The organism is Streptomyces sp. NPDC056373, assembly GCF_042262425.1.
Lineage (GTDB): Bacteria > Actinomycetota > Actinomycetes > Streptomycetales > Streptomycetaceae > Streptomyces.
On record NZ_JBHJPX010000004.1, the window covers coordinates 360,997 to 385,971 of the forward strand.

Below are 24,975 nucleotides of genomic sequence, written 5' to 3' on the forward strand. Positions count from 1 at the left end.
AACCCTACGGTAGCTCCTGCCGATCCTGGCCAGGAGTACGTCTTTGGGAGAGCCCCGAGTGGATCGCATCGCCCAGCTCACCACGCGTCCCGCAGGACGCGAGATCGCATACGATCCGGCCGCCGCGCCGCCGTCCCTGCACGTCAGGGCCGCACAGGTCCTGGAGGGCAACTGGACCGGCCGGTCCACCGTGCCCTCGCGCGGCCTGTATCCGCACCAGTGGTCGTGGGACTCGGCGTTCATCGCGATCGGCCTCCGGCACCTCTCGCCGTTACGGGCGCAGACGGAACTGGAGACGCTGCTGGCGGCCCAGTGGGCGGACGGGCGCGTCCCGCACATCGTCTTCAACCCCTCCGTCCCCCTCGACGCGTACTTCCCGAGCCCGGACTTCTGGCGTTCGTCGACCGCCGGGCGCGCCGCCGGAGCGCCGCGCACCGTACAGACCTCCGGGATCGTGCAGCCGCCCGTCCACGCCCTGGCCGCGTGGCTGGTGCACCTCGCCGACCCCGGCCTGTCCAGGGCGCGCGGCTTCCTCACCCGGGCCTACCCCCGGCTGGCCGCCTGGCACGACTACCTCCTGCACCGTCGCGACCTCGGCGGGGACGGGCTGGTGTCCGTCGTGCACCCCTGGGAACAGGGTATGGACAACAGCCCCTGCTGGGACCGCCCGTTGTCCCGCGTCACCCCCGCCCCGGCCCGCTCCTTCCGCCGCGCCGACCTCGACCACGGCGCCCCGGAGGACCGGCCGACGGATCTGGACTACGGGCGGTACGTGCGGCTGGCGGCCGACTACCGGGACCGCGGTTACGCCGACGCCGGAGTCGCCGGGACGGCCCGCGGGGCCACGGCCGAGGGCGGCGGCGGGACAGGGCCGGGCGATTTCGCGGTCGAGGACCCGGCGTTCAACGCCCTGCTCATCGCCTCCGAGTACGCCCTGGCCCGGATCGAGCGGGAGCTGGGCACGGCGGACCCGCCCCGGCTCGGCCGCGCCGAGCGGCTGACCGCCACGCTCGTGGAGCGGCTGTTCGATCCGGCGGCGGGGATGTTCCTGTGCCGGGACGTGCGTGCCGGGGAGCTGATCCCCGAGCGGGGCGTCTCCGGGCTCGTCCCCCTGCTGCTCCCCGCCCTCCCCCGCGACCTCGCGGCCACCCTGGTCCGCACGGCCTGCGGTCCGCACTTCGGCCTCGGCGGCACGACCCGCCTGGTCCCGAGCTACGACCTGCTCGGCGAGGCCTTCGACCCGCACCGCTACTGGCGCGGACCGGCCTGGTTCAACACCAACTGGCTGCTGGAGCGCGGGCTGCGGCTGCACGGCGAGCGCGGCCGGGCCGACGCCCTGCGCAAGGGCATGCTGCACGCCGCCGGCGCCTCCGGGTTCGCGGAGTACGTCGACCCGTACACGGCACAGGCCTGCGGCGCCACCGGTTTCGGCTGGACCGCCGCGCTCACGCTCGACCTGCTGCACGACCGGCCCGCACGGGGCAGGAACGGCCTCACGGCGATCAAGGGAGAGGACCCGGCATGACGGACCGGCATCATCTGCTCGTGCACGGCCGGACGTTCGCCGCCGTCGGCGATCGCGGCGACATCAGCGGCTACCGGGGCGGAAGCGCCCCGGACGGCATGTTCGTACGGGACGCCCGGCATCTGAGCCGGTGGCAGCTCACCGTCGACGGGGCGGTGCCCGACACGCTGACCCCGGTGGCAGACGGGGACACCGCGCGCTGTGTGCTCGTCCCGCGCGGCGGCCGCGACGAACCGCCCGCGTACACGCTCTTCCGCGAGCAGGCCGTCGGGGACTCCTCCTTCGTGGAGTCGCTGCGCGTCACCAGCAACCGGCCGGTGCCGACGACGGTCCACCTCGCGGTCACCGCCGACGCCGACTTCACCGACCAGTTCGAACTGCGCTCGGACCACCGCACCTACACGAAGGCGGGCGCCGTCCGCTCCCGCCACGTGCTCGCACACGGCGTGGAGTTCGTCTACCGGCGCGGCGAATGGCGGTCCGTCACGACCGTGACGGCCGACCCCCGGCCGGACGCCGTGGAGGAGACCGGCACCGGCGCCCGCCGCCTGGCGTGGACCCTGGACCTCGCGCCGCACGGCACGGCCGAGCTGACCCTGCGGGTCATGGCCCGCCCGCACGGCGACCGGCGCGCTCTGCGCGTCCCCCGCTCCCCCGCCGCCGCCCAGGAGCAACTGCGTGCCCGGGAGGACGAGTTCGTCCGGGACGTGGCCTTCCCGGCCGGCTGGCCCGAGCTGGCCGCCGCGTGCACCCGGGGGCTCGCCGACCTCGCCGCCCTCCAGGTCCCGGCCACCGGCCCGGACGGCGAGGACGTGCGCGTCCCCGCCGCCGGCGCCCCCTGGTTCCTGACACTGCTCGGCCGGGACGCCCTGCTGACCTCGCTGTTCGCCCTGCCCTACCGGCCGGGTCTGGCCGCCGCCACCCTGCCCGCGCTCGCCGCGACCCAGGCCACCGGGACCGGCCCCGACGGGATCGCCCAGCCCGGCAAGATCGTGCACGAGGTGCGGCACGGCGAACTGGCCCACTTCGGCCAGGTCCCCTACGGCCGCTACTACGGTTCCGTCGACGCCACGCCGCTCTTCCTCGTCCTGCTCGGCGCGTACACCGAGCACACCGGCGACACCGGCCCGGCCCGCCGCCTCGAACCCCACGCCCGGGCCGCGATCACCTGGATGCTCGACCACGGCGGCCTGACCTCACGCGGCTACCTCGTCTACCGCGCCGACCAGGGCGGCCTCGCCAACCAGAACTGGAAGGACTCCCCCGGCGCCATCTGCTCCGCCGAAGGCACCCGCCCGCACGGGCCGGTGACGGCGGCGGGCGCCCAGGGCTACGCCTACGACGCCCTGCGCCGCACGGCCGGCCTCGCCCGCACGGTGTGGCAGGACACCACGTACGCGCACCTGCTGGAGCAGACGGCCGGTGACCTGCGCGAACGCTTCCAGCGGGACTTCTGGATGCCGGAGCGTTCCTTCCCGGCCCTCGCGCTCGACGGCCGGGGCAAGCAAGTCGACGCGCTGGCCTCCGACGCCGGGCACCTGCTCTGGTCGGGGCTGCTGGACAAGGAGTACGGCGAACTCGTCGGCCGGCGGCTCCTCGAGGCGGACTTCTTCTCCGGCTGGGGCGTGCGCACCCTGGCCGCCGGGCAGCCGGCGTACCACCCGCTCTCCTACCACCGAGGCTCGGTCTGGCCGCACGACAACGCGCTGATCGCCCTGGGCCTGGCACGCTACGGGCTGCACGACGAGGCCCGCGCGATCGCCCACGGCCTGGTCGACGCGGCGGGCGCGACCGGCCACCGGCTCCCGGAGGTCCTCGCGGGCTACGGCCGCGACACGCACCCGGAGCCGGTGCCGTACCCGCACGCGTGCGTGCGGGAATCCCGCTCGGCGTCGGCCCCGTTGGCGCTGCTCACGGCGGTCGGGGTGGTCTGAGGGCGGGTTGGCCCGCCGTTTGCCGGGTGTTTGCCGAGCGCTGGCCCGGCGGGCTGAACGCACCCGAGGGACACCCCGTACGGAACGGTGGCGGACCCGCACCCCCTCGCGGGTCCGCCGCCTCACCGGTTCCGCACGGAAGGACCTCCGGGTGCCTGTCTTCACACGCTTCAGCGAGTCGTCGCACCCGGGCGACGGCCCACCCGAGGCCAAGACCGAGGACGCGGCGGGGGCCGAGAGCGCGGCTGAGGGCACGACGGACGCCGAGGGCCCGGCGAAGGTCACGGGCGACGCCGAGGGCACAGCGAAGGCCGAGGGCGCGGCGAAGGTCAAAGGCGAAGCCGAGAACGCGGCCGACGCCGAGGGCCCGGCGAAGGTCACGGGCGACGCCGACGACACGGCGCAGGTCACGGGCGACGCCGACGACACGGCGCAGGTGGCAGGCGAAGCCGAGGGCGCGGCGGAGGCCGGTGTCGCGTCGGCGGGTGGGGAGCAGGGGGAGGGCGAGCCGGGAGGCGCGGAGGCGACCGGTCGCGCCCCGGCCACCGCACGGGCCACCCGCGGTCTCCTTCCGGCCCGCCTCCGTACCCGGCGTACCTGGCGCACCCGCCACCCCCGGGCCGCCCGCGCTCTCCGTCCGGCCACCACGGCGCTCGCCGCGGTCCTGGTCCTCGGCGCCCTGCTCCTGCCCAACACGCTCCCCGCCCTGAAGGCGGTCAGTTTCGCGCGGATCCCGGCGGAGGCGGTCCTCGGGGCCGTCGTCGTCCTGGCGCTGCCGCGTCGGCCCCGGCTGGTGGCGGCGGTGCTGTACGGGCTCGGCCTCACCGTCCTGACCACGGTGAACCTGTTCGACATGGGGTTCAACGAGTACCTGGGCCGGGGCTTCAACGCCGCGCTGGACTGGGACCTGCTGCCCGACGCGCAGGCGTACGTGGAGGACACGCTCGGCGGTGGCGTCGCGACCGCCGCCGCCGTCGGCGCGGTGCTGCTCGTGCTGCTCGTGGCGGCCGTCATGATCGCGGCGTCGATCCGGCTGGCCGGCGTGCTGGCACGCCACCGGCTGCGGGCGTCCAAGGGCGCCCTGATCGCGGGCACCGTCTGGGTCGCCTGCTCCGCGCTGGGCCTGACGCTGTTCGGCGGGCCGATCGCCTCCGAGCGCGGCGCCGGGGCCCTCAAGGTGCACGCCCAGCGGACTGTGGAGTCGCTGCGGGACGAGGCGGCGTTCGTGCGGCAGTCCAAGGCGGACACCTTCGGCAACACCCCGCCCGCTGAGCTGCTGCCCGACCTGCGCGGCAAGGACGTGATCTTCACGTTCATCGAGAGCTACGGCCGCAGCGCCGTCGAGGACCCGATCATGGCCCCCGGCGTCGACCGCACCCTGGACTCAAGCACCGAGGCCCTGAAGAAGGCCGGCTTCGACGCCCGCAGCGGCTGGCTGACCTCGGCGACGTACGGCGGCAGCAGCTGGCTCGGCCACTCCACGACCATGTCCGGCCTGTGGATCGACAACCAGCGGCGCTACCGCACGGTCAGCGCCGGGGACCACCTCACCCTCACCAAGGCCTTCCAGAAGACCGGCGCCTGGGACACGGTCGGCGTCATGCCGGGCGTGCAGAAGGGCTGGCCGGAGGAGAAGTGGTACGGCCTCGACAAGCTCTACGACGCCTTCGACCTGGGGTACAAAGGCCCGAAGTTCAGCTGGTCGACGATGCCCGACCAGTACGCGCTGGAGGCGTTCCAGCGCCAGGTGCACGGAAAGAAGCGGGACAAGCCGCTGATGTCGTTCGTCATCCTGACCTCCAGCCACCAGCCCTGGGCGCCCATCCCCAAGACGGTCGGCTGGGACGAACTCGGCGACGGCTCGGTCTTCGACGCCATCCAGAAGGCCGGCAACAAGGCGTCGGACGTCATCACCGACACCACCAAGTCCCGCGAGGAGTACGGCAAGTCCATCCAGTACTCGGTGACCAGCCTCACCCAGTGGCTTCGGCGCTACGGCACCGACGACACCGTGCTGGTGTTCCTCGGCGACCACCAGCCCATCGCCCGGGTCAGCGGGAACCACGCCTCCCGGGACGTGCCGGTGTCGATCGTCGCGAAGGACCCGAAGGTCCTGGACAAGGTCGCCGACTGGAACTGGACGGAGGGCCTCAAGCCCGGCCGGGACGCGCCCGTGTGGAAGATGAGCTCCTTCCGCGACCGCTTCCTGAAGGCGTTCGGCTCGACACCGCACCCGTCGAAGGGCTGACTCAGCCGCGCCCCCGATGAACGGCTGATCAGCCGCGCCCCCGTCGAAGGGCCGCTTCAGCCGCCGGACGTGTCCAGCTCGGCGTCCTCCCCGACCCCGGCGCAGTCGTAGGGGTCCTTCAGCCAGCCGTCCGGCAGCACCACGCGGTTGTTGCCGGACGTACGGCCCCGGGGCCCGTCGGCGCCGGCGGGCCAGGGCTGGTCGAGGTCCAGCTCGTCCAGGCCGGAGCGCAGCTCCTCCAGGGACGAGGTGATCGCGAGGCGCCCCCGCATCTCGGAGCCGACCGCGAAGCCCTTCAGGTACCAGGCGACGTGCTTGCGGAAGTCGACGACGCCCTTGGTCTCGTCGCCGATCCACTCGCCGAGCAGGGTGGCGTGCCGGACCATGACGTCGGCGACCTCGCGCAGGGCGGGGCGGGCGATGTCCTCGGTACGGCCCTCGAAGGCGGCGACCAGGTCGGAGAAGAGCCAGGGCCGCCCCAGGCAGCCGCGGCCCACGACCACACCGTCGCAGCCGGTCTCGCGCACCATCCGCAGGGCGTCCTCGGCGGCCCAGATGTCGCCGTTGCCGAGCACCGGGATCTCCGGCACGTGCTCCTTCAGCCGGGCGATGGCGTCCCAGTCGGCGGTTCCGCCGTAGTGCTGGGCGGCGGTGCGGCCGTGCAGGGCGATGGCGGTGACGCCCTCCTCGACGGCGATCCGGCCGGCGTCGAGGAAGGTGATGTGGTCGTCGTCGATGCCCTTGCGCATCTTCATCGTCACGGGCAGGTCGCCCGCGCCGCTGACGGCCTCGCGCAGGATGGCCCGCAGCAGGTTCCGCTTGTACGGCAGCGCGGAGCCGCCGCCCTTGCGGGTGACCTTCGGCACGGGGCAGCCGAAGTTGAGGTCGATGTGGTCGGCGAGGTCCTCCTCCGCGATCATGCGGACGGCCTTGCCGACGGTCGCGGGGTCCACGCCGTACAGCTGGATCGAGCGCGGCGTCTCCGTCGCGTCGAAGTGGATCAGCTGCATGGTCTTCTCGTTGCGTTCGACCAGCGCCCGGGTGGTGATCATCTCGCTGACGAACAGGCCCTTGCCGCCGCTGAACTCTCTGCACAGGGTGCGGAAGGGTGCGTTGGTGATCCCGGCCATGGGGGCCAGGACGACAGGGGGCCGGACGGTGTGCGGGCCGATCTGGAGGGGCGTGGACATGCCTCCATTGTGCCGTGCGATGAGACGGCACACTTCATTAGTTAGCCACACTATCGATGTCGGCGTACGATGGAGCGCATGCCCGAGCTCAGTCACCGCCGCCGCATGCTGGTGCTCGCGATCTGTTGCATGAGCCTGCTGATCGTGAGCCTCGACAACACGGTCCTCAACGTGGCCCTGCCGTCCATGCAGCAGGACCTGCACGCCAGTACGTCGGGTCTGCAGTGGACGATCGACGCGTACACCCTGGTCCTGGCCTCGCTGCTGATGCTCGCGGGCTCCACGGCCGACCGGATCGGCCGCAAGCGGGTCTTCATGGCCGGCCTGGTCGTCTTCACCGTCGGCTCGGTGCTGTGCTCCCTCGCGCCCGACCTGGAAGCGCTGGTGGCGTTCCGGATGGTGCAGGCGGTGGGCGGCTCGATGCTGAACCCGGTCGCCATGTCGATCATCACCAACACGTTCACCGACCCGCGCGAGCGGGCCCGGGCGATCGGTGTGTGGGGCGCGGTCGTCGGCATATCGATGGCCGCGGGTCCGCTGGTCGGGGGCCTCCTCGTCGACTCCGTCGGCTGGCGCTCCATCTTCTGGATCAATCTGCCGGTGGGTCTGGCGGCCCTGCTGCTCACCCTGCGCTTCGTCCCCGAGTCCCGTGCCCCTCGCGCCCGCCGCCCCGATCCCGTCGGGCAGGTGCTGGTGATCGCCCTGTTCGGCTCGCTGACGTACGCGATCATCGAGGCGCCGAGCACGCCGTTCCGGTCCATCGCGCCACTGGCCGTCATCGCCCTGGCCGCCCTCGCCGGGCTGCTCCTCTACGAGCCTCGGCGCAAGGAACCGCTGATCGACCTGCGCTTCTTCCGCTCGGCGCCGTTCAGCGGGGCGACGGTCATCGCGATCAGCGCGTTCGCCGCGCTCGGCGGCTTCCTGTTCCTGTCGACGCTGTACCTGCAGAACGTCCGCGGCCTGTCCGCCCTGGAGGCGGGGTTGTGGATGCTGCCGATGGCCGTCCCCACGTTCCTGTGCGCGCCGCTGTCGGGCCGCCTGGTGGGCACGCGCGGACCCCGCCTGCCGCTGCTGATCGCGGGGTTCGCGATGACGACGAGCGGTGTCCTGTTCGCCGCGTTCGAGGCGGAGACCTCGAACGTGACGCTCTTCGCCGGCTACGTCCTCTTCGGCATCGGCTTCGGGTTCGTCAACGCGCCCATCACCAACACGGCCGTCTCCGGCATGCCGCGCGCCCAGGCGGGCGTCGCCGCGGCGGTCGCCTCCACGAGCCGGCAGCTCGGGCAGACGCTGGGGGTGGCCGTGGTGGGCGCGGTGCTCGCCTCGGGTGTCGGCGCGTCCTCCTACCGGGACACCTTCGTGTCCGCGGCGCGGCCCGGGTGGTGGATCCTCGCGGTGTGCGGGTTCGCGGTGCTGGCACTGGGAGCGGTGACGAACGGCCGGTGGGCCCGGGGCACGGCCGAACGGGCCGCCGCGAGGCTGGAGTCGTCGGAGGTGCGGGACGCCGCCGGGGTCAAGGTCTGAGCCGAGGGCACCTCTCACGGCCGGTCGACGATCTGGTGCAGCCCCATGAGCGCACCGCCGGTGAAACCCAGCACGGTCGTCAGGGCATGGGGCCAGGAGCCGCTCTCGGCGTAGGCCAGGGCACCGGCCAGTGTCCCGATGAACAGGGCGCCCAGACACACCACGACCGTGCGCAGGGTGAAGAGGCCGCGTTCCCGGGACGGGGGCCGTCCTGGCTGACCGTTCGGATTCCGGGCTGAGGCTGCGGACATGGTCTGGCTCCTTGAGGGTCCGGGGCGATCCTGCAACCACCCTGCGGGGAGCCGCCGTTCGGTTGCATCATGACGTCGGGAGCGTGTGCGAAGACGCCTCCCGGCCCGTCGACGATTCCGTACGTTTCCGAAGGAAACCGAACGGCATCCGAAGGAGCAGGCATGGTGCCCACCGAGCCACCCGATCCGGCAGCCGTCGAGACCCGGGCCCAACTGGCCCACGGCCTGATGGAGTTGTTCCAGCGGACGGGCCTCAGCTACGACCGGGTGGCCACGCAGACGGGGCTGTCCACCTCCACCGTCCACGGCATGTGCGCGGGCCGGTCGCTGCCCCGCGCAGCCTCCCTGAAGCTCTTCGCCGCCGCGTGCGGCGGGGACCCGGAGGCCTGGGCGGAGGCGCTCAGACGTGTCAGGCGCGGCGGAACGCCGGCACCCGCGCACCCGGTCCCGGACGCGGACGTCACCGTGAGGCTCCGGCCGTGGGTGAGGTACTACGACCGCAGCCCGTACGCCGAAGGCCTCCTGCGCCGTGTCCCGCAGCCGCCGGCCCCCGGCGCGGCACCGGACGGCCTGACCGGTCTTCCCTCCGTCGTCGGACATCTGACCGACGGCCTCGTGACGGTGCAGGCCGTGACCGAGTACCACGGTCTCACCGTGCCGGTCGGCTCACCGGAGCGCTTCTGGGCGCTGGTGGCCGCCGACCTCGTCCTCCAGCGGTTCGAGGGGACCCGCAAGTGGCTGGTCAAGCAGACCAAAGTGCTCGTCGCCGAGCAGGACGACAAGCACCTGAGGCAGCTGCGGCTGGTGTGGCAGACGCTGTTCGACCTGCTGCTCAGGGTGGACACCCTGGACAGGTGCGGCTGGCCCCCACGGCGGATCGTCCAGGACATCGCCGACGCGACCGAGTCCCGGCCCCAGCGCCGCCGGAGGGTGATGGACTGGCTCCTCGGCACCTTCCCCGCGGACGGCGTCGTGGGACAGGGCCTGCGGCGGGCGTGGGAGCAGCACCGGGCCACGAGCTTTCCGGTGCTGCCCACGTACGGCTCGCGTTCCTTCGATCCACCGGTCGTCCCGGTGGGCCCGGTGACCGTCTCCACGGGGCGGGGCGAGTCGGGCTACTCGTTCGAGGCGATGCGGCGTCCCCTGACCGTCGGAGACCTGGAGATCCTGTGGCGGGACCGGGTGGCCGCGGGTGACGACGCACGCCTTCCCTATGTGCTCGGCCGGCACCCGGACGAGCGGAGCGCCTCTCTGGGGCGCTTCCTCCAGCAACTCGTCGGGCGCTGCCTCCTCACGACCGACCATCACCTCGACCGGGGCTGGACCTGGGCCGTGCCGACGGCCGCGGAGTGGCTGGCGCTGTCCGGCTGTGCGGCGGACGACCGCCCCTATCCGTGGGGCGGCGAACCGCCCACTCCCGAACACGCCAACCTCCGTTTCCCCGGCGCGACCGGGAAGGCCCGCCCGGTGGAACTGCTGCGCGCGGGCCGCTCACCGGAGGGGGCGTTCGACTGCTGCGGCAACGTCCACGAGATCGTCGAGTGGCGACTGGGCGGCCTGCGCCGCTCCGAGCCCACGCTGGACGATCTCCGTCTGGCCGGGGGCAGTTTCCGCAACCGGCCCGAGAACGCCTCCTGCCACACCTTCCGCCGTTTCGTGCCCTCACCCGGCGCGCCCCGGCAGAACGTCGGCATCCGGCTCGTCAGACACCGCGCGGAGCACGCCGGTCTGCGCATGGACGCCCTCAAGCAGTTCCACAACGGCCGGGCACGGCCCCGTCGTGCGGAAGACGGCCGACGGCCGACCGCCGACCGGCGGTCACCTGCCGGCGTGAACGGCCTGCCGGGACAGGGCGATCGCCTGCAGATCCGCCAGCCGCTCGCGTGACTCCTCGTCCGCCGGGACGTAGGTGACGATCCGGGGGCCCGCGCCGGGCGTCAGCCACAGGTCCGTGTGGTCGACGGTGACGCGGCCCACGTGGCGGTTGCGGAACTCCTTGCGTTTGCTGCGGTGGGCGACCACTTCGTGGCGGTCCCATGCCCTGCGGAACTCGGGGGACTCCGTGTGCAGCCGGCTGAGGAGCGTCTTCCAGGCCGGTTCGGCGAGATGGCGGGCCATGGTCGCGCGGAAGCGGGCCGCCATGAGGCGCTGGGTCTCCTCCAGGTGCACGATCGAGGACTGCCACTCGGGGTGCGTGTAGGAGAGGAGGATGCAGTTGCGGTCCTCGGGCGGGACCGCGTCCAGGTCGCACAGCAGCAGCCCGTACGTGCGGTTGTGGGCGAGGATGTCGTACCGGCTGTTCTGCAGGCACGCCGGGAACGGCTCGACCTGCTCCAGCAGCGCCCGCATCGCCGGGGTGACCGAGGGGCACGTGGTCGACGGGGTCGGATCCGCCGCCCCGGCGAGCTGGAAGAGGTGCGCGCGTTCGCTCGGGTCGAGCAGCAGCGCGCGGGCCAGCGCGTCGAGGACCTGGACGGAGACCTGGATGTCCCGGGCCTGCTCCAGCCACGTGTACCAGGTGACGCCCACCGCGGAGAGCTGGGCGACCTCCTCCCGGCGCAGTCCGGGGGTGCGGCGCCGGGCGCCCCGGGGCAGCCCCACCTGCTCGGGGGCGATCCGCTCCCGGCGGCTGCGCAGGAAGGCCGCCAGCTCGTGCCGGCGCACCTCGGCGTCGCGGGGCGGGGACGGCACCTCGGGTCCGCGGGCCGTCGTCTCCTGTTCCATGGTCGTCATGCCCTCCAGCATGCCTCCGCCCGGACCCTGTTTCCAGGTGGTGCCACTACCAGGACAAGGACACTCTGGTACCAGCCTGAGGGGCGTCGCAGGCTCGTGACCGTGACCGCTGAATCCCTTGCCCCTCGCCCCGTCCGTTCACCCACGGCCCCTGCCCCCGGCTCCGCGCCCGCGCTCGGCGGCCCCGGGCTGTTCACGGTGCTGCTGGGCGCCGCCCTCCCTCTCATCGACTTCTTCATCGTCAACGTCGCCCTGCCCACCATCGGTACCGACCTCGCCGCGAGCGAGTCCGTCCTCGAACTCGTCGTCTCCGGGTACGGGGTGTCGTACGCCGTCCTGCTGGTCCTCGGAGGCAGGCTCGGCGACCTGTTCGGCCGGCGGCGGCTGTTCCTCGCCGGGATGGCTGCCTTCGGTCTGACCTCGCTGGCCTGCGGACTGGCGCCCGGTGCCTGGTCGCTGGTCGCGGCCCGGGTCGCGCAGGGCGCCTCGGCCGCCGCGATGCTGCCGCAGGTGCTCGCCACCATCCAGGCGACCACGACCGGCCCCCGGCGGGCGAAGGCCATGGGCATGTACGGCGCGACCGCCGGGCTGGCGATGGTCGCCGGGCAGATCCTCGGCGGGGTCCTGGTGGCCGCCGACATCGCGGGGACCGGCTGGCGGTCGGTGTTCCTCGTCAACGTGCCGGTGGTGCTCGCCGGGCTGGTCCTGGCCGTCCGTGCCGTCCCCGAGACCAGGTCGCCGCGGCCCGAGCCGGTCGACGTCCCGGGCACGTTCCTCCTCGCGGCCTCGCTCCTGACGCTGCTCTTCCCGCTCACCGAGGGCCGGGCGGCGGGCTGGCCGCTGTGGACGTGGCTGTCGCTGGGAGCGTTCCCCTTCACGGCGGCGGCGTTCTACGCGGTGGAGCGGCGGGCCGACCGCGAGGGCCGTACACCGCTGGTGCCGCCGAGCCTGTTCGCGCTCACCTCGCTGCGCCGCGGACTGCTGCTGGTGCTGCCCTTCTCGATCGGCTTCAGCGGCTTCATGTTCGTGATCGCGGTGGCGCTGCAGCAGGGCGCCGGGCTGGGTCCGGTCGCGGCCGGCCTGGCGCTCGCGCCGCTGGCGGTGGTGTTCTTCGTGTTCTCACTGCTGGGCCCGCGCCTGGTGGCCCGATACGGCACGCGCGTGGTGACGGCCGGTGCCGTTCTCCAGGGGGCGGGCCTGACCCTGATGGCGCTGGCCGCCCGGTGGTCCTGGCCGCACCTCGGCTTCGTCGAACTGCTCCCCGGCGGTGTGGTCGCCGGTGCGGGACAGGCGATGCAACTCCCCGTCATCTACCGGGTGATCCTCTCCGAGGTGCCGCCCGCCCGCGCCGGGGTCGGCGGCGGCGTGATGACCACCACCCAGCAGTCGGCGATGACCCTCGGTGTGGCGACGCTGGGGACGCTGTTCCTGTCCCTGGTCCCGGGGATGGGCATGCGGGACGCCCTGATCGCGACCCTGCTGGTGCAGATCTGCGGTGTCGTGCTGACCGGTCTGCTGAGCCTGCGACTGCCTCGCACCGTCGCCTGAGGTCGCTCACGGCCTGATAACCGTCTTGCGGGGAAACCCCGTTGATACCGGTTTTGCTGCACACTCCTTGCTGCGAGCGGATCGGGACGGCGGGTTTCTCGACGTGGGAGGCGTCATGGCACAGATCGACACGAGCAAGGTCAGCCGGTGGGACCAGCACGGCCGGGAGCACGTGGTGCGGGTGCACCGGACGGGTGTGCAGCGCACGATCAGATGCGACACCTGCGGCTGGCACAGAGGCGCCCAGTTCCTGCCCTGGCTGAAGGCGGAGGAGCACCTGCTGGAGGCCCACCAGGCCACCGTGGACCCGACGGCGGCCTAGCGGCGGGACCGGCTCGGGCAGCTGACGCGCCGGGGACTACGGGGCTCCGGGGCAGGGCGGGCTCGGACCGCCGGCGCGCCGGGGACTACGGCGCTCGCCGCAGCCCCTGCACCAGCAGGTCGACCACCGCCGCGAAGTCGGCCTCGGTGCCCGGCTCCTCCCACTCCCTCGCGTAACAGGGGTCGTGGAAGCGGCCCGTGGCCTGGAAGACCGCACGGGCCGAGGCCTCCGGGTCGGTGGCGGCGAAGTCGCCCGCCTCGACGCCGGCCTCGATGATGCGGGTCAGTTGCGCCTCCAGGTCGGTGATGTGCTCGCCCACCGCCGTGCCGTTCTCGTCGGTGAGGACCATGTACGTGGCGAACAGCTCCGGGTCCTCGCCCGCCTTGCGTCGCTTGGCGGCGAACAGCGCGGCGAGCCAGTCCCGCAGCCGGTCCTCCGGCACGAGGTCCGCGGCGACGATCCCGGACAGCTGCCCGGAGGTGCGGTCCAGCCAGCGCTTGGTGACCGCCTCGCGCAGAGCCGCCTTCGTCCGGAAGTGACGGTAGACGCTGCCGTGACTGACACCGAGCGCACGCGCCACGTCCACCACGGTGGCCTTGGCGGGGCCGTGCCGGCGCAGCACCTCCTCGGTGGCCTCCAGGATGCGCTCGGCGGTCAGGGTCTCGCTGGTCGGTGGCATGCCCTGACCGTACCCGGAGCCCGGTTCAGCTCTCGACGTGTGCCATCTGGGCCGCCGGGTAGCGCTCGCCCGCTGCGGCACCGGCCGGCACGGCCTCCTCGATCGCCGCCAGGTCGGCCGGCTCCAGTGTCACGTCCAGCGCGCCCAGCGCCTCCGTGAGCCGGTCGCGGCGGCGGGCGCCGACCAGGGGCACGATGTCCTCACCGCGGGAGAGCACCCAGGCGATCGCGATCTGCGCGACGCTGACGCCCTTCTGCTCGGCGATCTTCCGCAGGGCCTCGACGAGGTTCAGGTTGTGCTGGAGGTTGTCGCCCTGGAAGCGCGGCGACATCGCCCGGAAGTCACCCGCGCCGAGCTGCCGGTCCGCGGTGAAGTGGCCGGATATCAGGCCGCGGGAGAGCACGCCGTACGCCGTGATGCCGATCCCCAGCTCGCGGACGGTGGGCAGGATCTCGTCCTCGATGCCGCGGGATATGAGGGAGTACTCGATCTGGAGGTCGGACACGGGCGCGGTGGCCGCCGCCCGGCGGATCGTCCCGGCGCCGACCTCGCTGAGGCCGATGTGCCGTACGTAGCCCTTCTCGACGAGTTCCGCTATGGCGCCGACCGTCTCCTCGATCGGTACGTCCGGGTCGAGGCGGGCGATGCGGTAGACGTCGATGTGGTCGACGCCGAGCCGCTGGAGGGAGTAGGCGGCGAAGCTCTTCACGGCGGCGGGGCGGCCGTCGTAGCCGAGCCAGCTGCCGTCCGGGCCGCGCAGCGCGCCGAACTTCACGCTGACCAGGGCCTGTTCGCGCCGGGCCGCCGGGGCGGCGCGCAGGGCCTCGCCGATCAGCATCTCGTTGTGACCCATGGCGTAGAAGTCGCCGGTGTCGAGCAGGGTGACGCCCGCTTCGAGCGCGGCGTGGATCGTCGCGACGGACTCGGTCCGGTCCGCCTCGCCGTACAGGGCGGACATGCCCATGCAGCCGAGGCCGAGGGCGGAGACCTGGGGGCCCGTGCTTCCGAGGGGTCGGGTTCGCATCGTCATGCCCTCCACCATGCCATGACAGCTGACAGATTTCAACATCTGTCATTCGATACTTGTCAGCTCTCGGCGCCTGCCTGCCCTCGCCGCGCCTGCCCGGCTCGACCACGTCTGCCCGCCCTCGCCGCACCTGCCCGGCTCGACCACGCCTGCCCGTCCCCGCCATCGACCCCCTCATCGGCACCAAGGCTCGACCACGTCGACCCGAACCGGTAAACGCAGCGGTGCCGGGCCCCTCCGTGGAGGAACCCGGCACCGCGTCGCAGCGAGAGGCGCTCAGCAGCCGATCAGGCGAGCCGCCAGGTAGCCCTCGATCTGGTCGAGGGAGACGCGCTCCTGCTTCATCGAGTCGCGCTCGCGGACGGTCACCGCGTTGTCCTCGAGCGTGTCGAAGTCGACGGTCACGCAGAACGGCGTACCGATCTCGTCCTGGCGGCGATAACGGCGGCCGATGGCGCCGGCGTCGTCGAACTCGATGTTCCAGTTCTGCCGGAGGGCCTGGGCGAGGCCCTTGGCCTTCGGGGACAGCTCCGGGTTGCGGGACAGCGGCAGCACCGCGACCTTCACCGGGGCGAGACGCGGGTCGAGGCGCAGCACGGTGCGCTTCTCCATCTTGCCCTTGGCGTTGGGGGCCTCGTCCTCGATGTAGGCGTCGAGGAGGAACGCCAGCATCGCGCGGCCGACACCGGCCGCGGGCTCGATGACGTAGGGCGTCCAGCGCTCGCCGGCCTCCTGGTCGAAGTAGGTGAGATCCTGGCCGGAGGCCTTGGAGTGGGCACCGAGGTCGTAGTCGGTGCGGTTGGCGACGCCCTCGAGCTCGCCCCACTCACTGCCGCCGAAGGAGAACCGGTACTCGATGTCGGCGGTGCGCTTGGAGTAGTGGGAGAGCTTCTCCTTCGGGTGCTCGTACCACCGCATGTTCTCCTCGCGCAGGCCCAGGCCGGTGTACCAGTTCCAGCGCTGCTCCATCCAGTACTCCTGCCACTTCTCGTCCTCGCCCGGCTTGACGAAGAACTCCATCTCCATCTGCTCGAACTCGCGGGTGCGGAAGATGAAGTTGCCGGGCGTGATCTCGTTGCGGAACGACTTGCCCATCTGGGCGATGCCGAACGGCGGCTTGCGGCGCGAGGTGGTCTGCACCTGCGAGAAGTTGGTGAAGATGCCCTGGGCGGTCTCGGGACGCAGGTAGGCGACGGAGCCGGAGTCCTGCGTCGGGCCGAGGTGGGTGGACAGCAGGCCCGAGAACTGCTTGGGCTCGGTGAACTGGCCCTTGTTGCCGCAGTTGGGGCAGTTGACGTCGGCCAGGCCGTTCTCCGGGGCGCGGCCCTTCTTCTCCTCGTACGCCTCCGCCAGGTGGTCCGCGCGGAACCGCTTGTGGCAGGAGGTGCACTCGGTCAGCGGGTCCGTGAAGGTGGCGACGTGGCCGGAGGCGACCCAGACCTCGGGGGCCAGGATCACGGACGAGTCGATGCCCACGACGTCCTCGCGCGACGTCACCATGTAGCGCCACCACTGGCGCTTGAGGTTCTCCTTGAGCTCGACACCCAGGGGGCCGTAGTCCCAAGCGGCGCGCTGACCGCCGTAGATCTCACTGCAGGGGAATACGAAGCCACGGCGCTTGCTCAGGCTGACGATGGTGTCGATCTTGTCGGCGGCCACGGTGCTCTCTTCATTACGACGACGGGCGACGGAGCGAGTTGCTTCCAGCGAATGTCTCAGGTTACCGGCGGGGACGCCCCCTCAATCAAATCGCTCCCCCCAAGGCGGCCTCAAGGCCCTGCGCGAAGGGTTTGTTGACAACGGTTTCCATATTTGTTGAAAATGAGTGTCATGAACGTACGACGACGCCTCATACCCGCCGCCGTGGCCTCCGCTCTCGGCCTCGGCGCCCTGACCGCCTGCTCCAGCGACAGCGCGGCCACGGGCAACACGGACAAGTTCGATGTCGTCGCGTCGTTCTACCCCATGGCGTTCCTCGCCCAGCAGATCGGCGGCGACCACGCGAACGTCACCAGTCTGACCGAGCCCGGCCAGGAGCCGCACGACCTGGAGATCAGCACCAAGCAGCGCGCGCAGCTGGAGGAGGCCGACGCGGCGCTCTACCTCAAGGGCCTCCAGCCCGCCGTCGACGAGGCCGTCGGCCAGACCGGCATCAAGACGAAGATCGACGCGGCCACGCTGACCCACCTCGAGGACCACGGCACCGGCGGCCACAGCCACGAAGGCGGGGAAGGCCACTCCGAGGAGCACTCCGACGAGGACGAGCACGGCCGCGACCCGCACGTCTGGCTCGACCCGGTGAAGTACGCCGAGATCGCCCAGGGCGTCGGCAAGGCCTTCGAGAAGGCCGACCCGGACCACGCGGCCGACTACAAGAAGAACACCGAGGCCCTGGTCACGAAGCTGAACGGGCTGAACGGCGACTTCGAGAACGGCCTGAAGGACACCAGGACCAAGGTCTTCTTCACCAACCACGCCGCCTTCGGCTACCTCGCCGAGCGCTACGGCCTCACCCAGGAGGCCATCTCCGGCGTCGACCCCGAGAGCGAGCCCAGCGGCGCCCGGGTCCGCGAGCTCCAGCAGGAGGCGAAGGCCGACGGCGTCACCACCGTCTTCTACGAGACACTGGTCTCCGACAAGACCGCGAAGACCCTGGCCCGCGACGCGAACCTGAAGACCGACGTCCTCGACCCGCTCGAGGGCATCACGGACACGTCCCGCGGCGACGACTATTTCCAGGTCATGGAATCCAACCTCAAGGCCCTGCAGACGGCCCTGGGAGCCAAGTGATCGACCCATCGGAGGACGGTATGACCGAGCCCGTCGTATCCCTGCGCGGCGTCCGCGCGGACCTGGGCTCGCGCCCCGTACTGCGCGGCATCGACCTCACCGTGCACCGCGGCGAGGTCGTCGCTCTGCTCGGCGCGAACGGCTCGGGCAAGTCCACGGCCGTGCGCAGCGTCATCGGCCAGGTGCAGACCGGCGCCGGCGCCATCGAGCTGTTCGGCACGGACCGCAGGCGGTTTCGCGACTGGCACCGCGTGGGCTACGTCCCGCAGCGCACCACGGCCGCAGGCGGGGTGCCCGCCACGGTGACCGAGGTGGTCTCCTCCGGCCGCCTGTCGCGGGCCCGCTTCGGCGTCCTGCGCAAGGCCGACCACGCGGCCGTACGACGCGCCCTGGACCTCGTCGGCATGGCGGACCGGGCCAAGGACCCGGTCGACGCCCTCTCCGGCGGCCAGCACCAGCGTGTCCTGATCGCCCGCGCGCTCGCCTCCGAGCCCGAGCTGCTGATCATGGACGAGCCGATGGCCGGGGTCGACCTGGCCAGCCAGGAGGTCCTCGCGCACACCCTCACCGAGCAGGTCTCCCAGGGCGCGACCGTGCTGCTCGTGCTGCACGAACTGGGCCCGCTGGAGCCGCTGATCGACCGGGCGGTCGTGCTGCGCGACGGCTGCGTCGTCCACGACGGGCCGCCCCCGAAGGCCGTCGGCCAGCACGCCCTGCCCGGCCACGACCACGTGCACCCGCACGCACCCGCGGGCGCCGAACCGATCCGTACGGGACTGCTGAGCTGATGGACTTCCTCGACTACGCCTTCATGCAGCGGGCCCTGCTCGCCGCCGTCCTGGTCGGCATCACCGCCCCCGCGGTCGGCATCTACCTGGTCCAGCGCCGCCAGGCCCTGATGGGCGACGGCATCGGCCACGTCGCGATGACCGGCGTCGGCCTGGGCTTCCTGCTGACCTGGTCCCCGGTCTGGATGGCGACCCTGGTCTCCGTCCTCGGCGCGGTCCTCATGGAGCTGATCCGCTGGTACGGCAAGACCCGCGGCGACATCGCCCTCGCGATGCTGTTCTACGGCGGCATGGCCGGCGGTGTGATGTTCATCAACCTCGCGCCGACGGGCTCCAACGCCAACCTGACGTCGTACCTGTTCGGCTCCCTGTCCACGGTGTCCCAGTCGGACGTCACCGCGATCTGTGTCCTGGCCGCGTTCGTCGTCCTGGTCACCCTCGGCCTGCGGCGGCAGCTGTTCGCGGTCAGCCAGGACGAGGAGTTCGCCCGCGTGACGGGGCTGCCGGTGCGCGTGCTGAACCTGCTGACGGCGGTCACCGCGGCCGTCACGGTGACGGTGGCGATGCGGGTGGTCGGGCTGCTGCTGGTCAGTGCGCTGATGGTGGTGCCCGTCGCGGCCGCCCAGCAGATCGCCCGCAGCTTCGCCGCCACGTTCGTGATCGCCGTGGCCATCGGTGTGAGCGTGACGATCGGCGGCACGGTCACCTCGTACTACCAGGACGTGCCGCCCGGCGCGACGATCGTGCTGCTGACCATCGGCGCGTTCATCGCCCTGACGGCGCTCGCGGCCCCGCTGGCCCGCCGCCGCGCCCGGGCCCGGGCGGCCGCGGACGGCGCGACCGATCCCGGGGAATGCACGATCCCGGGCAGCCGCCCGGCGGCCGACGAAGTCGGCGTCTGACCGCCGTCACCCCGGGCTGGCACAATGGCCCGGGCAAGGCAGACGTGAGGAGGCAACGGTGACGACCGCTGGACCGTCCGTGAAGGGCCGCGCCACCAAGCAGCGGGCCGCTGTGTCGGCGGCCCTGCAGGAGGTCGACGAGTTCCGCAGCGCGCAGGAACTGCACGACATGCTCAAGCACAAGGGCGACTCGGTCGGGCTCACCACGGTCTACCGCACCCTGCAGTCCCTCGCGGACGCCGGTGAGGTCGACGTCCTGCGCACGGCCGACGGCGAGTCGGTGTACCGGCGTTGCTCCACCGACGACCATCACCACCACCTGGTGTGCCGTGGCTGTGGGAAGGCCGTGGAGGTGGAGGGGCCGGCCGTGGAGAAGTGGGCCGAGTCCATCGCCGCGGAGCACGGGTATGTGAACGTGGCTCATACGGTGGAGATTTTCGGGACCTGCGCGGAGTGTGCTGCGGCCTCCGGCGGATGAGCGGGAAATCGCCGTGGGGGCTGCCGTCAGGTCGCCGGCTGCGGGTTCGTTGTGGCTTGTCGCGCAGTTCCCCGCGCCCCTGAGGTCAGAGACCTCCTGGCCTCCTACGTGCCCCGGGCGCTCAGTGTGCGCCGGACTGGCAGCGACAGGGCCGAGGAGGTCAGGATCAGGTCGTAGGCGTCCTCCGGGCCGGTCTCGGGGGTGAGGGAGGTGTTGGCCGCCGCCCTGGCCCGGCCGCCACCGGAAGGCGGCCGGGCCTTGCCGGCTACGGCTGGTCGCCCTCCATGGCGAGCAGCTCCTCGTTGGGGATCGCCCCGCCGAAGCGGCGGTCCCGCGAGGCGAACTCCAGGCAGGCCCGCCACAGGTCACGCCGGTCGAAGTCCGGCCACAGCACGTCCTGGAAGACCATCTCGGCGTAGGCGCTCTGCCAGATCAGGTAGTTGGAGGTGCGCTGCTCACCGCTGGGCCTCAGGAACAGGTCCACGTCCGGCATGTCCGGGTAGTACATGTACTTCGCGAGCGTCTTCTCGTTGACCTTCGACGGATCGAGCTTGCCCGCCTTCACGTCCGCCGCCAGTGCCTGCGCCGCGTCGGCGATCTCGGCCCGCCCGCCGTAGTTCATGCAGAAGTACAGCGTGAGCTTGTCGTTGTCCTTGGTCTGCTCCTGGGCGATCTGGAGCTCCTTGGCCACGGAACGCCACAGCTTCGGCATCCGCCCGACCCAGCGCACCCGGATGCCCAGCGCGTCGAGCTGGTCCCGGGTCTTGCGGATGAAGTCCCGGTTGAAGTTCATCAGGAAGCGCACCTCGTCCGGCGAGCGCTTCCAGTTCTCGGTGGAGAAGGCGTAGAGGGAGATCGCTCCGACGCCCATCTCGATGGCGCCCTGGAGCACGTCCAGCACACGCTCGGCGCCGACCTTGTGACCCTCGGTACGCGGCAGTCCGCGGTCCTTGGCCCAGCGGCCGTTGCCGTCCATGACGATCGCCACATGCTGCGGTACGAACTCCCCGGGGATCTTCGGGGGCCGCGCGCCGGACGGGTGCGGCTCCGGCGTCCTGTACTCCCGGCGCTGGCGCCCCAGGATCCCGCGTACGGCCATGTGCTTCTCGTCTCCTCGTGCTCGCTTGCTCGCTTGCTTGCTGCTCTGTTGTGCGCTGCTCGCACTACTTCTCGACGTAGCGCAGGGAGCGCAGCCCGCGCTCCATGTGCCAGTGCAGATACGCGGACACCAGCCCGCTGCCCTCCCGGACGTAGCGCGACTCGCACGCGTCCGCGGTCTCCCAGTCTCCCGTCAGCAGGGCGCCGAGGAGCTCCAGGGCCTGGGGTGAGGGTACGACGCTGCCGGGGACACGGCAGTCCACGCAGACGGAACCGCCCGAGGCGACCGAGAAGAACCGGTTGGGTCCGGGCATCCCGCACTTCGCGCAGTCGGTGAAGCTCGGGGCGTAGCCGTTGACGGCGAGGGAGCGGAGCAGGAACGCGTCGAGCACGAGATGGGGTGCGTGCTCCCCTCGGGCGAGGGTCCGCAGCCCGCCGACCAGCAGCAGATACTGCTGCACGGCCGGCTCCCCCTCGTGGTCGGTGAACCGCTCGGCGGTCTCCAGCATGACGGTCCCGGCCGTGTACCGGGCGTAGTCACTGACGATGCCGCCGCCGTACGGGGCGATGGTCTCGCTCTGTGTGCACAGCGGCAGTCCGCGTCCGACCAGCTCGCTCCCCTTGGCGAAGAACTGCACGTCGACGTGGGAGAAGGGTTCGAGGCGCGCACCGAACTTCGACTTCGTCCGGCGCACGCCCCGGGCCACCGCGCGTACCCGTCCGTGACCGCGTGTGAGCAGCGTGATGATCCGGTCCGCCTCACCCAGCTTCTGGGTGCGCAGCACGATGCCGTCGTCGCGGAACAGACTCATGGCGCCATTCTCGCAGGGTCACCGCCTCACGGGACCTCGCCCCTGCTGCGTGCGTTGGCGTAGGCCGTCGCCGCGCGCAGCCGCTCGGCCGGGGTGGCGTGCCGGACGGCACCCGGGTCGGCGTCCCACTCCCTGCCGCCCCCGTACGGCCTCAGCTGCACGTAGGGCCCCTCATGCCCCATGACGATGCCGATGCGGCCGCTGCGGGTGTCCACGACATAGGCGCCGACCGGTGGCTTCATCGCAGCACCGCCGCGAGCCGCCGGGCGGTCTCCACGGAACACCGGCCCAATTCCACGAGCGGACAGGGCGCTTCTCGCGCAAGACTCACCGGGTCGAGCCCCAGTGAGGGCAAGGTAATTCCCGCCTCGGCGAGTTCTGTCCGCAATTCTTTCACCGCGTCCTCCGCTTCTTCGACGCAGAGCGCCGAGTGTCGTGCCTTCACGTGCTCCCCTTCCTTTTGCGGTTTCACTCTTCGCGTCCCAACGGTGACGCTCCGCTTCTACACTCGGGAAGGGTCTGTGCCCTACAACTGCGGGGCAGCACAGAGGGGTTCGGTAATGGCCAATGGTTCTCGGCAGGCGGCGTGGGAGTTCTTCGGCGCGGAGCTCAAGCGGCGGAGGGAGGACGCGGGAATCACCCAGGTGGAGCTGGGATCACGGGTTTTCGTCTCCGGCGGATACATCGGCCAGTTCGAACAGGCCATTCGCAAGCCACAGTTGGATGTGGCCCAGCGGATCGACGACGTACTGCAAACCGACGGTATTTTCGAGCGGCTGTGCAGGAAGCTGATCGACGACAGGCGGTATGCGGATTACTTCGCCGGGGTTGTGGAGCTTGAGGGGCTGGCCACGCAGATCTGCGAGTTCGAGCCGACCGTGGTGCCGGGACTCCTTCAGACGCCGGCATACGTAAGGGCACTGACTCTGGCCACGCATCCCTTCGCAGCGGACGAGTTCATCGAGGACCGGGTCGCCGCCCGCGTGGAACGCGCCCACATCCTCGACGACGCTACAAGGCCGGTGTATTGGGTGGTCGTGCACGAAACCGTGCTCCGGGTTCCGGTCGGCGGTCCTGACGTCACGGCTCAAACCCTGGACCACATGGCCGACCTCGTGGGCGCACGCAAGGTGGTGCTTCAGGTGTTCCCGTTCTCGGCGGGGGCTCCTGCGAACAACGGCTCGCTACGGCTCATGGAGTTCGACGAAGCGCCGCCCGTCGCCTACACGGAAACGTCGTACTCGGGAACGTTGGTCGACGGCCCGGCCATGGTGAAGCGGGCACAGCGCGCCTACGATCTGCTCAGGGGTGCCGCGCTGTCGCCGGAGGCGTCCCTCGCCCTGGTCCGATCGGCGGCTGAGGAATTCAGACGATGCACTCCTACGACCTGAGCGACGCCCGCTGGCGCACGAGCAGTTACAGCAACGGCGATGGCGGCAACTGCGTCGAGGTCGCCGACGGGATACCCGGGGCCGTACCCGTGAGGGACAGCAAGCTGGCCGACGGCCCTGTGGTTCTGGTCGGGGCAGCTGCCTGGAGGGCGTTCCTGCCCACGGCCAGGGCCGCCCTGCCTCCACGAGCCGAGTAACGGGCGCTGCGGAACGCCACGGCTTCACGGTGGAATCCCAGGACCCGATCGACGTCTTCATGCTGCGTCTGCCCGACGGCGGCTGATCGTGACGCCAGTCCGGTTGAGCTCGAACGCGATCCGCGCCGGACCGAACGGTCGAGGAGGCCGATGCCGCCGTGCTTGCGCCACCGGTTCACCCACTTCGACGGGCGAGCCAGTCGCCGAGAGCGCGAGACACACGCGACGGCGTTTCGACAGGGGCAAGGTGCCCGACCTCGCCCAGCACGGTCACGCGCGGACTCCCGGGGAGCCGGTCTCGCAGTTGAGCTGCCTGGTCGACAGGGATCCAGGGGTCCTGCTCACCCAGCCGATCGTCACCGCGCAGCCCACCTGCCGCAGGCGTTCCGCGACCGGCCTGGTGTGTTCGGGCCGGAGCGCGGCGATCTGACGGTAGAAGGCCGGCTGACCCGTCACCCCCAACCACGGCTGACTCAAGGTATCTACCCAACGGGCTGTCAACTGGTGGCGTGCCGCACCGGCGATGTACTCCTTGACCAAGGCCGTGTGGAGCGTGGCCGGGAGTTGCGCGAACACGTCGGCATGGTCGGCGACCAGCCGGAAGAACGGCGATCCCCACGGCTCGAGTGTCACCACGTCCCAGAGGAACAGGCCCGCGTACTCACGGTCGTGAAGCAGGTGGGACCCGAGGGCCACGGCTCCTCCGATGTCGTGTGCGACGACGTACGGCCTGTCCAGGCGCCAGTACGTGAGCAGCTGGGCGAATCGTGACATCTGGGAGGCGAGATCGATCGGTACTGCCGGATCCTTAGGTGATCTGCCGTAGCCGGGCATGTCCCACAGGAACACCCGATACCTGCTGCTCAGGTGCCGTGCGGCCTCCGCCCATACCTGTGACGACCACGGCGTGCCATGGCAGAACACCACATCTCCCAGCGGAGCCCCCCGCTCGGGGACCAGTACGTATGTTGCGACGCTTGCCCCGTCGACGGTGATGTGGACGGGATCCGGCAGCCGCGATTCCCTCGTGTTCATGCGAGGAAGCTAGAACCTCAGGTCGACCTGAGGTCAAGCAGCGATACTGACCCCCATGAAGATCGGAGAGGTCGCTCACCGTCTTGGAGTAGCGGTGCATGTGCTGAGGCACTGGGACGATGCAGGTGTCGTCGTGCCCGACCGCACACCTTCAGGCCGGCGCGACTACAGCGAGGAGCACCTTCACCGCTTGCGGGTTCTGCGGGCGTGCCAGGGCGTCGGCATGAGCCTGCCGGAGATCAGGCAGGTGCTGCACCGAGGTGAACCCGAGAGAACGGGCGCGATCGAGCGGCAACTCCACCGGATCCGGACGCAGCGAGCACAACTCGAGGATGCCGAACGATTCCTCGCGCACGTGATCAACTGCGAGCACGACCTGCTCACAAGGTGCGATGCGTGCACGAGATATGCCGCGAGCGTCCCCCTGCAGGAGGACGAGCACCGGACGCCTTCGACAACGCCCTGACCCGCAACACTAGGGGGTAAACCCGCTGGACGGTACG

The 24,975-nt window shown here is 71.4% G+C and carries 25 protein-coding genes; 14 read left to right on the forward strand and 11 right to left on the reverse strand.

The genetic code is table 11. The annotated features are described in order from the left end of the window. Nucleotides 1–58: 58 nt before the first annotated feature. The 3 genes from ACFCXS_RS10785 to ACFCXS_RS10795 all read left to right on the forward strand — a co-directional run bounded on the left by ACFCXS_RS10785 (nt 59) and on the right by ACFCXS_RS10795 (nt 5,707). A complete protein-coding gene (locus tag ACFCXS_RS10785; protein ID WP_376642915.1) occupies nt 59–1,525 on the forward strand; it encodes a hypothetical protein in 1,467 nt (488 codons plus the stop codon). After that, nucleotides 1,522–3,459 (forward strand): glycogen debranching N-terminal domain-containing protein, encoded by a 1,938-nt coding sequence (locus tag ACFCXS_RS10790; protein WP_376642916.1) that lies wholly within the window; start codon nt 1,522–1,524, stop codon nt 3,457–3,459. Before ACFCXS_RS10785 ends, ACFCXS_RS10790 begins: the two co-directional genes overlap by 4 nt. 151 nt (nt 3,460–3,610) lie before the next feature. Then, nucleotides 3,611–5,707, forward strand: coding sequence for a sulfatase-like hydrolase/transferase (locus ACFCXS_RS10795; RefSeq protein WP_376642917.1), 2,097 nt, complete (start codon nt 3,611–3,613; stop codon nt 5,705–5,707). 56 nt (nt 5,708–5,763) lie between these two features. Here the strand turns inward: ACFCXS_RS10795 and dusB are convergent, their stop codons facing one another. After that, entirely contained in the window at nt 5,764–6,897 is a 1,134-nt protein-coding gene (gene dusB, locus ACFCXS_RS10800; RefSeq protein ID WP_376642918.1) for a tRNA dihydrouridine synthase DusB, read from the reverse strand. Nucleotides 6,898–6,975: 78 nt separating this feature from the next. On the opposite strand from dusB, the gene ACFCXS_RS10805 reads away from it, so the two are divergent. After that, the gene (locus tag ACFCXS_RS10805; RefSeq protein ID WP_376642919.1) at nt 6,976–8,421 is read left to right on the forward strand and encodes an MFS transporter; all 1,446 of its coding nucleotides are present in this window, start codon (nt 6,976–6,978) and stop codon (nt 8,419–8,421) included. A 14-nt stretch (nt 8,422–8,435) separates the two neighbouring features. On the opposite strand, the gene ACFCXS_RS10810 is transcribed toward ACFCXS_RS10805, so the two are convergent. Next, entirely contained in the window at nt 8,436–8,672 is a 237-nt protein-coding gene (locus ACFCXS_RS10810; RefSeq protein ID WP_376642920.1) for a hypothetical protein, read from the reverse strand. A 162-nt stretch (nt 8,673–8,834) separates the two neighbouring features. Here ACFCXS_RS10810 and ACFCXS_RS10815 point away from each other — a divergent pair, with 162 nt between their 5' ends. Next, nucleotides 8,835–10,559 carry a helix-turn-helix domain-containing protein gene (locus tag ACFCXS_RS10815; protein ID WP_376642921.1) on the forward strand — a complete coding sequence of 575 codons (1,725 nt, stop codon included), beginning with the start codon at nt 8,835–8,837 and terminating at the stop codon, nt 10,557–10,559. Here ACFCXS_RS10815 and ACFCXS_RS10820 read toward each other — a convergent pair. Next, nucleotides 10,491–11,405, reverse strand: coding sequence for a helix-turn-helix transcriptional regulator (locus ACFCXS_RS10820; protein WP_376642922.1), 915 nt, complete (start codon nt 11,403–11,405; stop codon nt 10,491–10,493). The genes ACFCXS_RS10815 and ACFCXS_RS10820 overlap by 69 nt on opposite strands. Before the next feature lie 102 nt (nt 11,406–11,507). Between ACFCXS_RS10820 and ACFCXS_RS10825 the strand changes: the two genes are divergently transcribed. Beyond that, the gene (locus ACFCXS_RS10825; RefSeq protein ID WP_376642923.1) at nt 11,508–12,953 is read left to right on the forward strand and encodes an MFS transporter; all 1,446 of its coding nucleotides are present in this window, start codon (nt 11,508–11,510) and stop codon (nt 12,951–12,953) included. Between the two features lie 115 nt (nt 12,954–13,068). After that, complete coding sequence (locus ACFCXS_RS10830) at nt 13,069–13,275, forward strand: hypothetical protein (protein WP_104780685.1); 207 nt, start codon at nt 13,069–13,071, stop codon at nt 13,273–13,275. A gap of 85 nt (nt 13,276–13,360) precedes the next feature. Here the strand turns inward: ACFCXS_RS10830 and ACFCXS_RS10835 are convergent, their stop codons facing one another. From ACFCXS_RS10835 to ACFCXS_RS10845, 3 genes are all read right to left on the reverse strand, one after another. Next, entirely contained in the window at nt 13,361–13,954 is a 594-nt protein-coding gene (locus ACFCXS_RS10835) for a TetR family transcriptional regulator (protein ID WP_376642924.1), read from the reverse strand. A 25-nt stretch (nt 13,955–13,979) separates the two neighbouring features. Continuing rightward, nucleotides 13,980–14,984: an aldo/keto reductase gene (locus tag ACFCXS_RS10840; protein WP_376642925.1), complete on the reverse strand. Its 1,005-nt coding sequence runs from the start codon at nt 14,982–14,984 to the stop codon at nt 13,980–13,982. Nucleotides 14,985–15,257: 273 nt separating this feature from the next. Beyond that, nucleotides 15,258–16,640, reverse strand: a complete 1,383-nt coding sequence (locus ACFCXS_RS10845; RefSeq protein ID WP_376642926.1) for a glycine--tRNA ligase — start codon at nt 16,638–16,640, stop codon at nt 15,258–15,260. 171 nt (nt 16,641–16,811) lie between these two features. Here ACFCXS_RS10845 and ACFCXS_RS10850 point away from each other — a divergent pair, with 171 nt between their 5' ends. Genes ACFCXS_RS10850 through ACFCXS_RS10865 form a run of 4 tightly spaced genes read left to right on the forward strand, consistent with a single transcriptional unit; the run spans nt 16,812 to nt 19,939 of the window. Further along, the gene (locus ACFCXS_RS10850; RefSeq protein WP_376642927.1) at nt 16,812–17,771 is read left to right on the forward strand and encodes a metal ABC transporter solute-binding protein, Zn/Mn family; all 960 of its coding nucleotides are present in this window, start codon (nt 16,812–16,814) and stop codon (nt 17,769–17,771) included. A gap of 20 nt (nt 17,772–17,791) precedes the next feature. Next, complete coding sequence (locus tag ACFCXS_RS10855) at nt 17,792–18,559, forward strand: metal ABC transporter ATP-binding protein (protein ID WP_376642928.1); 768 nt, start codon at nt 17,792–17,794, stop codon at nt 18,557–18,559. After that, nucleotides 18,559–19,461: a metal ABC transporter permease gene (locus ACFCXS_RS10860; RefSeq protein ID WP_376642929.1), complete on the forward strand. Its 903-nt coding sequence runs from the start codon at nt 18,559–18,561 to the stop codon at nt 19,459–19,461. The genes ACFCXS_RS10855 and ACFCXS_RS10860 overlap by 1 nt, the downstream gene beginning before the upstream one ends. Nucleotides 19,462–19,519: 58 nt before the next feature. Beyond that, nucleotides 19,520–19,939 (forward strand): Fur family transcriptional regulator, encoded by a 420-nt coding sequence (locus tag ACFCXS_RS10865; protein ID WP_376642930.1) that lies wholly within the window; start codon nt 19,520–19,522, stop codon nt 19,937–19,939. Nucleotides 19,940–20,204: 265 nt separating this feature from the next. Here the strand turns inward: ACFCXS_RS10865 and ACFCXS_RS10870 are convergent, their stop codons facing one another. The 4 genes from ACFCXS_RS10870 to ACFCXS_RS10885 all read right to left on the reverse strand — a co-directional run bounded on the left by ACFCXS_RS10870 (nt 20,205) and on the right by ACFCXS_RS10885 (nt 22,294). Then, nucleotides 20,205–21,038, reverse strand: a complete 834-nt coding sequence (locus ACFCXS_RS10870; protein ID WP_376642931.1) for an isoprenyl transferase — start codon at nt 21,036–21,038, stop codon at nt 20,205–20,207. Nucleotides 21,039–21,102: 64 nt separating this feature from the next. Then, complete coding sequence (gene recO, locus ACFCXS_RS10875; protein ID WP_376642932.1) at nt 21,103–21,849, reverse strand: DNA repair protein RecO; 747 nt, start codon at nt 21,847–21,849, stop codon at nt 21,103–21,105. Nucleotides 21,850–21,875: 26 nt separating this feature from the next. Continuing rightward, nucleotides 21,876–22,091, reverse strand: a complete 216-nt coding sequence (locus tag ACFCXS_RS10880) for a hypothetical protein (protein ID WP_030836519.1) — start codon at nt 22,089–22,091, stop codon at nt 21,876–21,878. After that, nucleotides 22,088–22,294 (reverse strand): hypothetical protein, encoded by a 207-nt coding sequence (locus ACFCXS_RS10885; RefSeq protein ID WP_376642933.1) that lies wholly within the window; start codon nt 22,292–22,294, stop codon nt 22,088–22,090. Before ACFCXS_RS10885 ends, ACFCXS_RS10880 begins: the two co-directional genes overlap by 4 nt. Nucleotides 22,295–22,409: 115 nt before the next feature. On the opposite strand from ACFCXS_RS10885, the gene ACFCXS_RS10890 reads away from it, so the two are divergent. Together ACFCXS_RS10890 and ACFCXS_RS10895 are read left to right on the forward strand one after the other, a co-directional pair. Continuing rightward, nucleotides 22,410–23,240, forward strand: a complete 831-nt coding sequence (locus tag ACFCXS_RS10890; protein ID WP_376642934.1) for a helix-turn-helix domain-containing protein — start codon at nt 22,410–22,412, stop codon at nt 23,238–23,240. Further along, on the forward strand, nt 23,222–23,437 hold the full coding sequence (locus ACFCXS_RS10895; RefSeq protein WP_376642935.1) for a DUF397 domain-containing protein: 216 nt from the start codon (nt 23,222–23,224) through the stop codon (nt 23,435–23,437). Before ACFCXS_RS10890 ends, ACFCXS_RS10895 begins: the two co-directional genes overlap by 19 nt. A 270-nt stretch (nt 23,438–23,707) precedes the next feature. Here ACFCXS_RS10895 and ACFCXS_RS10900 read toward each other — a convergent pair whose 3' ends face one another. Beyond that, nucleotides 23,708–24,472 (reverse strand): alpha/beta fold hydrolase, encoded by a 765-nt coding sequence (locus tag ACFCXS_RS10900; RefSeq protein WP_376642936.1) that lies wholly within the window; start codon nt 24,470–24,472, stop codon nt 23,708–23,710. Nucleotides 24,473–24,527: 55 nt separating this feature from the next. On the opposite strand from ACFCXS_RS10900, the gene ACFCXS_RS10905 reads away from it, so the two are divergent. Next, nucleotides 24,528–24,938 carry a MerR family transcriptional regulator gene (locus ACFCXS_RS10905; protein ID WP_376642937.1) on the forward strand — a complete coding sequence of 137 codons (411 nt, stop codon included), beginning with the start codon at nt 24,528–24,530 and terminating at the stop codon, nt 24,936–24,938. The last annotated feature ends 37 nt before the right edge of the window (nt 24,939–24,975 follow it).

Excerpts from the sequence above, each read along its gene's own strand:
- ACFCXS_RS10790 (WP_376642916.1), top strand. The coding sequence starts at position 1,522 with ATGACGGACCGGCATCATCTGCTCGTGCACGGCCGGACGTTCGCCGCC.
- dusB (WP_376642918.1), bottom strand. The coding sequence starts at position 6,897 with ATGTCCACGCCCCTCCAGATCGGCCCGCACACCGTCCGGCCCCCTGTC.
- ACFCXS_RS10805 (WP_376642919.1), top strand. The coding sequence starts at position 6,976 with ATGCCCGAGCTCAGTCACCGCCGCCGCATGCTGGTGCTCGCGATCTGT.
- ACFCXS_RS10810 (WP_376642920.1), bottom strand. The coding sequence starts at position 8,672 with ATGTCCGCAGCCTCAGCCCGGAATCCGAACGGTCAGCCAGGACGGCCC.
- ACFCXS_RS10815 (WP_376642921.1), top strand. The coding sequence starts at position 8,835 with ATGGTGCCCACCGAGCCACCCGATCCGGCAGCCGTCGAGACCCGGGCC.
- ACFCXS_RS10820 (WP_376642922.1), bottom strand. The coding sequence starts at position 11,405 with ATGACGACCATGGAACAGGAGACGACGGCCCGCGGACCCGAGGTGCCG.
- ACFCXS_RS10830 (WP_104780685.1), top strand. The coding sequence starts at position 13,069 with ATGGCACAGATCGACACGAGCAAGGTCAGCCGGTGGGACCAGCACGGC.
- ACFCXS_RS10835 (WP_376642924.1), bottom strand. The coding sequence starts at position 13,954 with ATGCCACCGACCAGCGAGACCCTGACCGCCGAGCGCATCCTGGAGGCC.
- ACFCXS_RS10840 (WP_376642925.1), bottom strand. The coding sequence starts at position 14,984 with ATGACGATGCGAACCCGACCCCTCGGAAGCACGGGCCCCCAGGTCTCC.
- ACFCXS_RS10850 (WP_376642927.1), top strand. The coding sequence starts at position 16,812 with ATGAACGTACGACGACGCCTCATACCCGCCGCCGTGGCCTCCGCTCTC.
- ACFCXS_RS10855 (WP_376642928.1), top strand. The coding sequence starts at position 17,792 with ATGACCGAGCCCGTCGTATCCCTGCGCGGCGTCCGCGCGGACCTGGGC.
- ACFCXS_RS10860 (WP_376642929.1), top strand. The coding sequence starts at position 18,559 with ATGGACTTCCTCGACTACGCCTTCATGCAGCGGGCCCTGCTCGCCGCC.
- ACFCXS_RS10870 (WP_376642931.1), bottom strand. The coding sequence starts at position 21,038 with ATGGCCGTACGCGGGATCCTGGGGCGCCAGCGCCGGGAGTACAGGACG.
- recO (WP_376642932.1), bottom strand. The coding sequence starts at position 21,849 with ATGAGTCTGTTCCGCGACGACGGCATCGTGCTGCGCACCCAGAAGCTG.
- ACFCXS_RS10880 (WP_030836519.1), bottom strand. The coding sequence starts at position 22,091 with ATGAAGCCACCGGTCGGCGCCTATGTCGTGGACACCCGCAGCGGCCGC.
- ACFCXS_RS10890 (WP_376642934.1), top strand. The coding sequence starts at position 22,410 with ATGGCCAATGGTTCTCGGCAGGCGGCGTGGGAGTTCTTCGGCGCGGAG.
- ACFCXS_RS10895 (WP_376642935.1), top strand. The coding sequence starts at position 23,222 with ATGCACTCCTACGACCTGAGCGACGCCCGCTGGCGCACGAGCAGTTAC.
- ACFCXS_RS10900 (WP_376642936.1), bottom strand. The coding sequence starts at position 24,472 with ATGAACACGAGGGAATCGCGGCTGCCGGATCCCGTCCACATCACCGTC.
- ACFCXS_RS10905 (WP_376642937.1), top strand. The coding sequence starts at position 24,528 with ATGAAGATCGGAGAGGTCGCTCACCGTCTTGGAGTAGCGGTGCATGTG.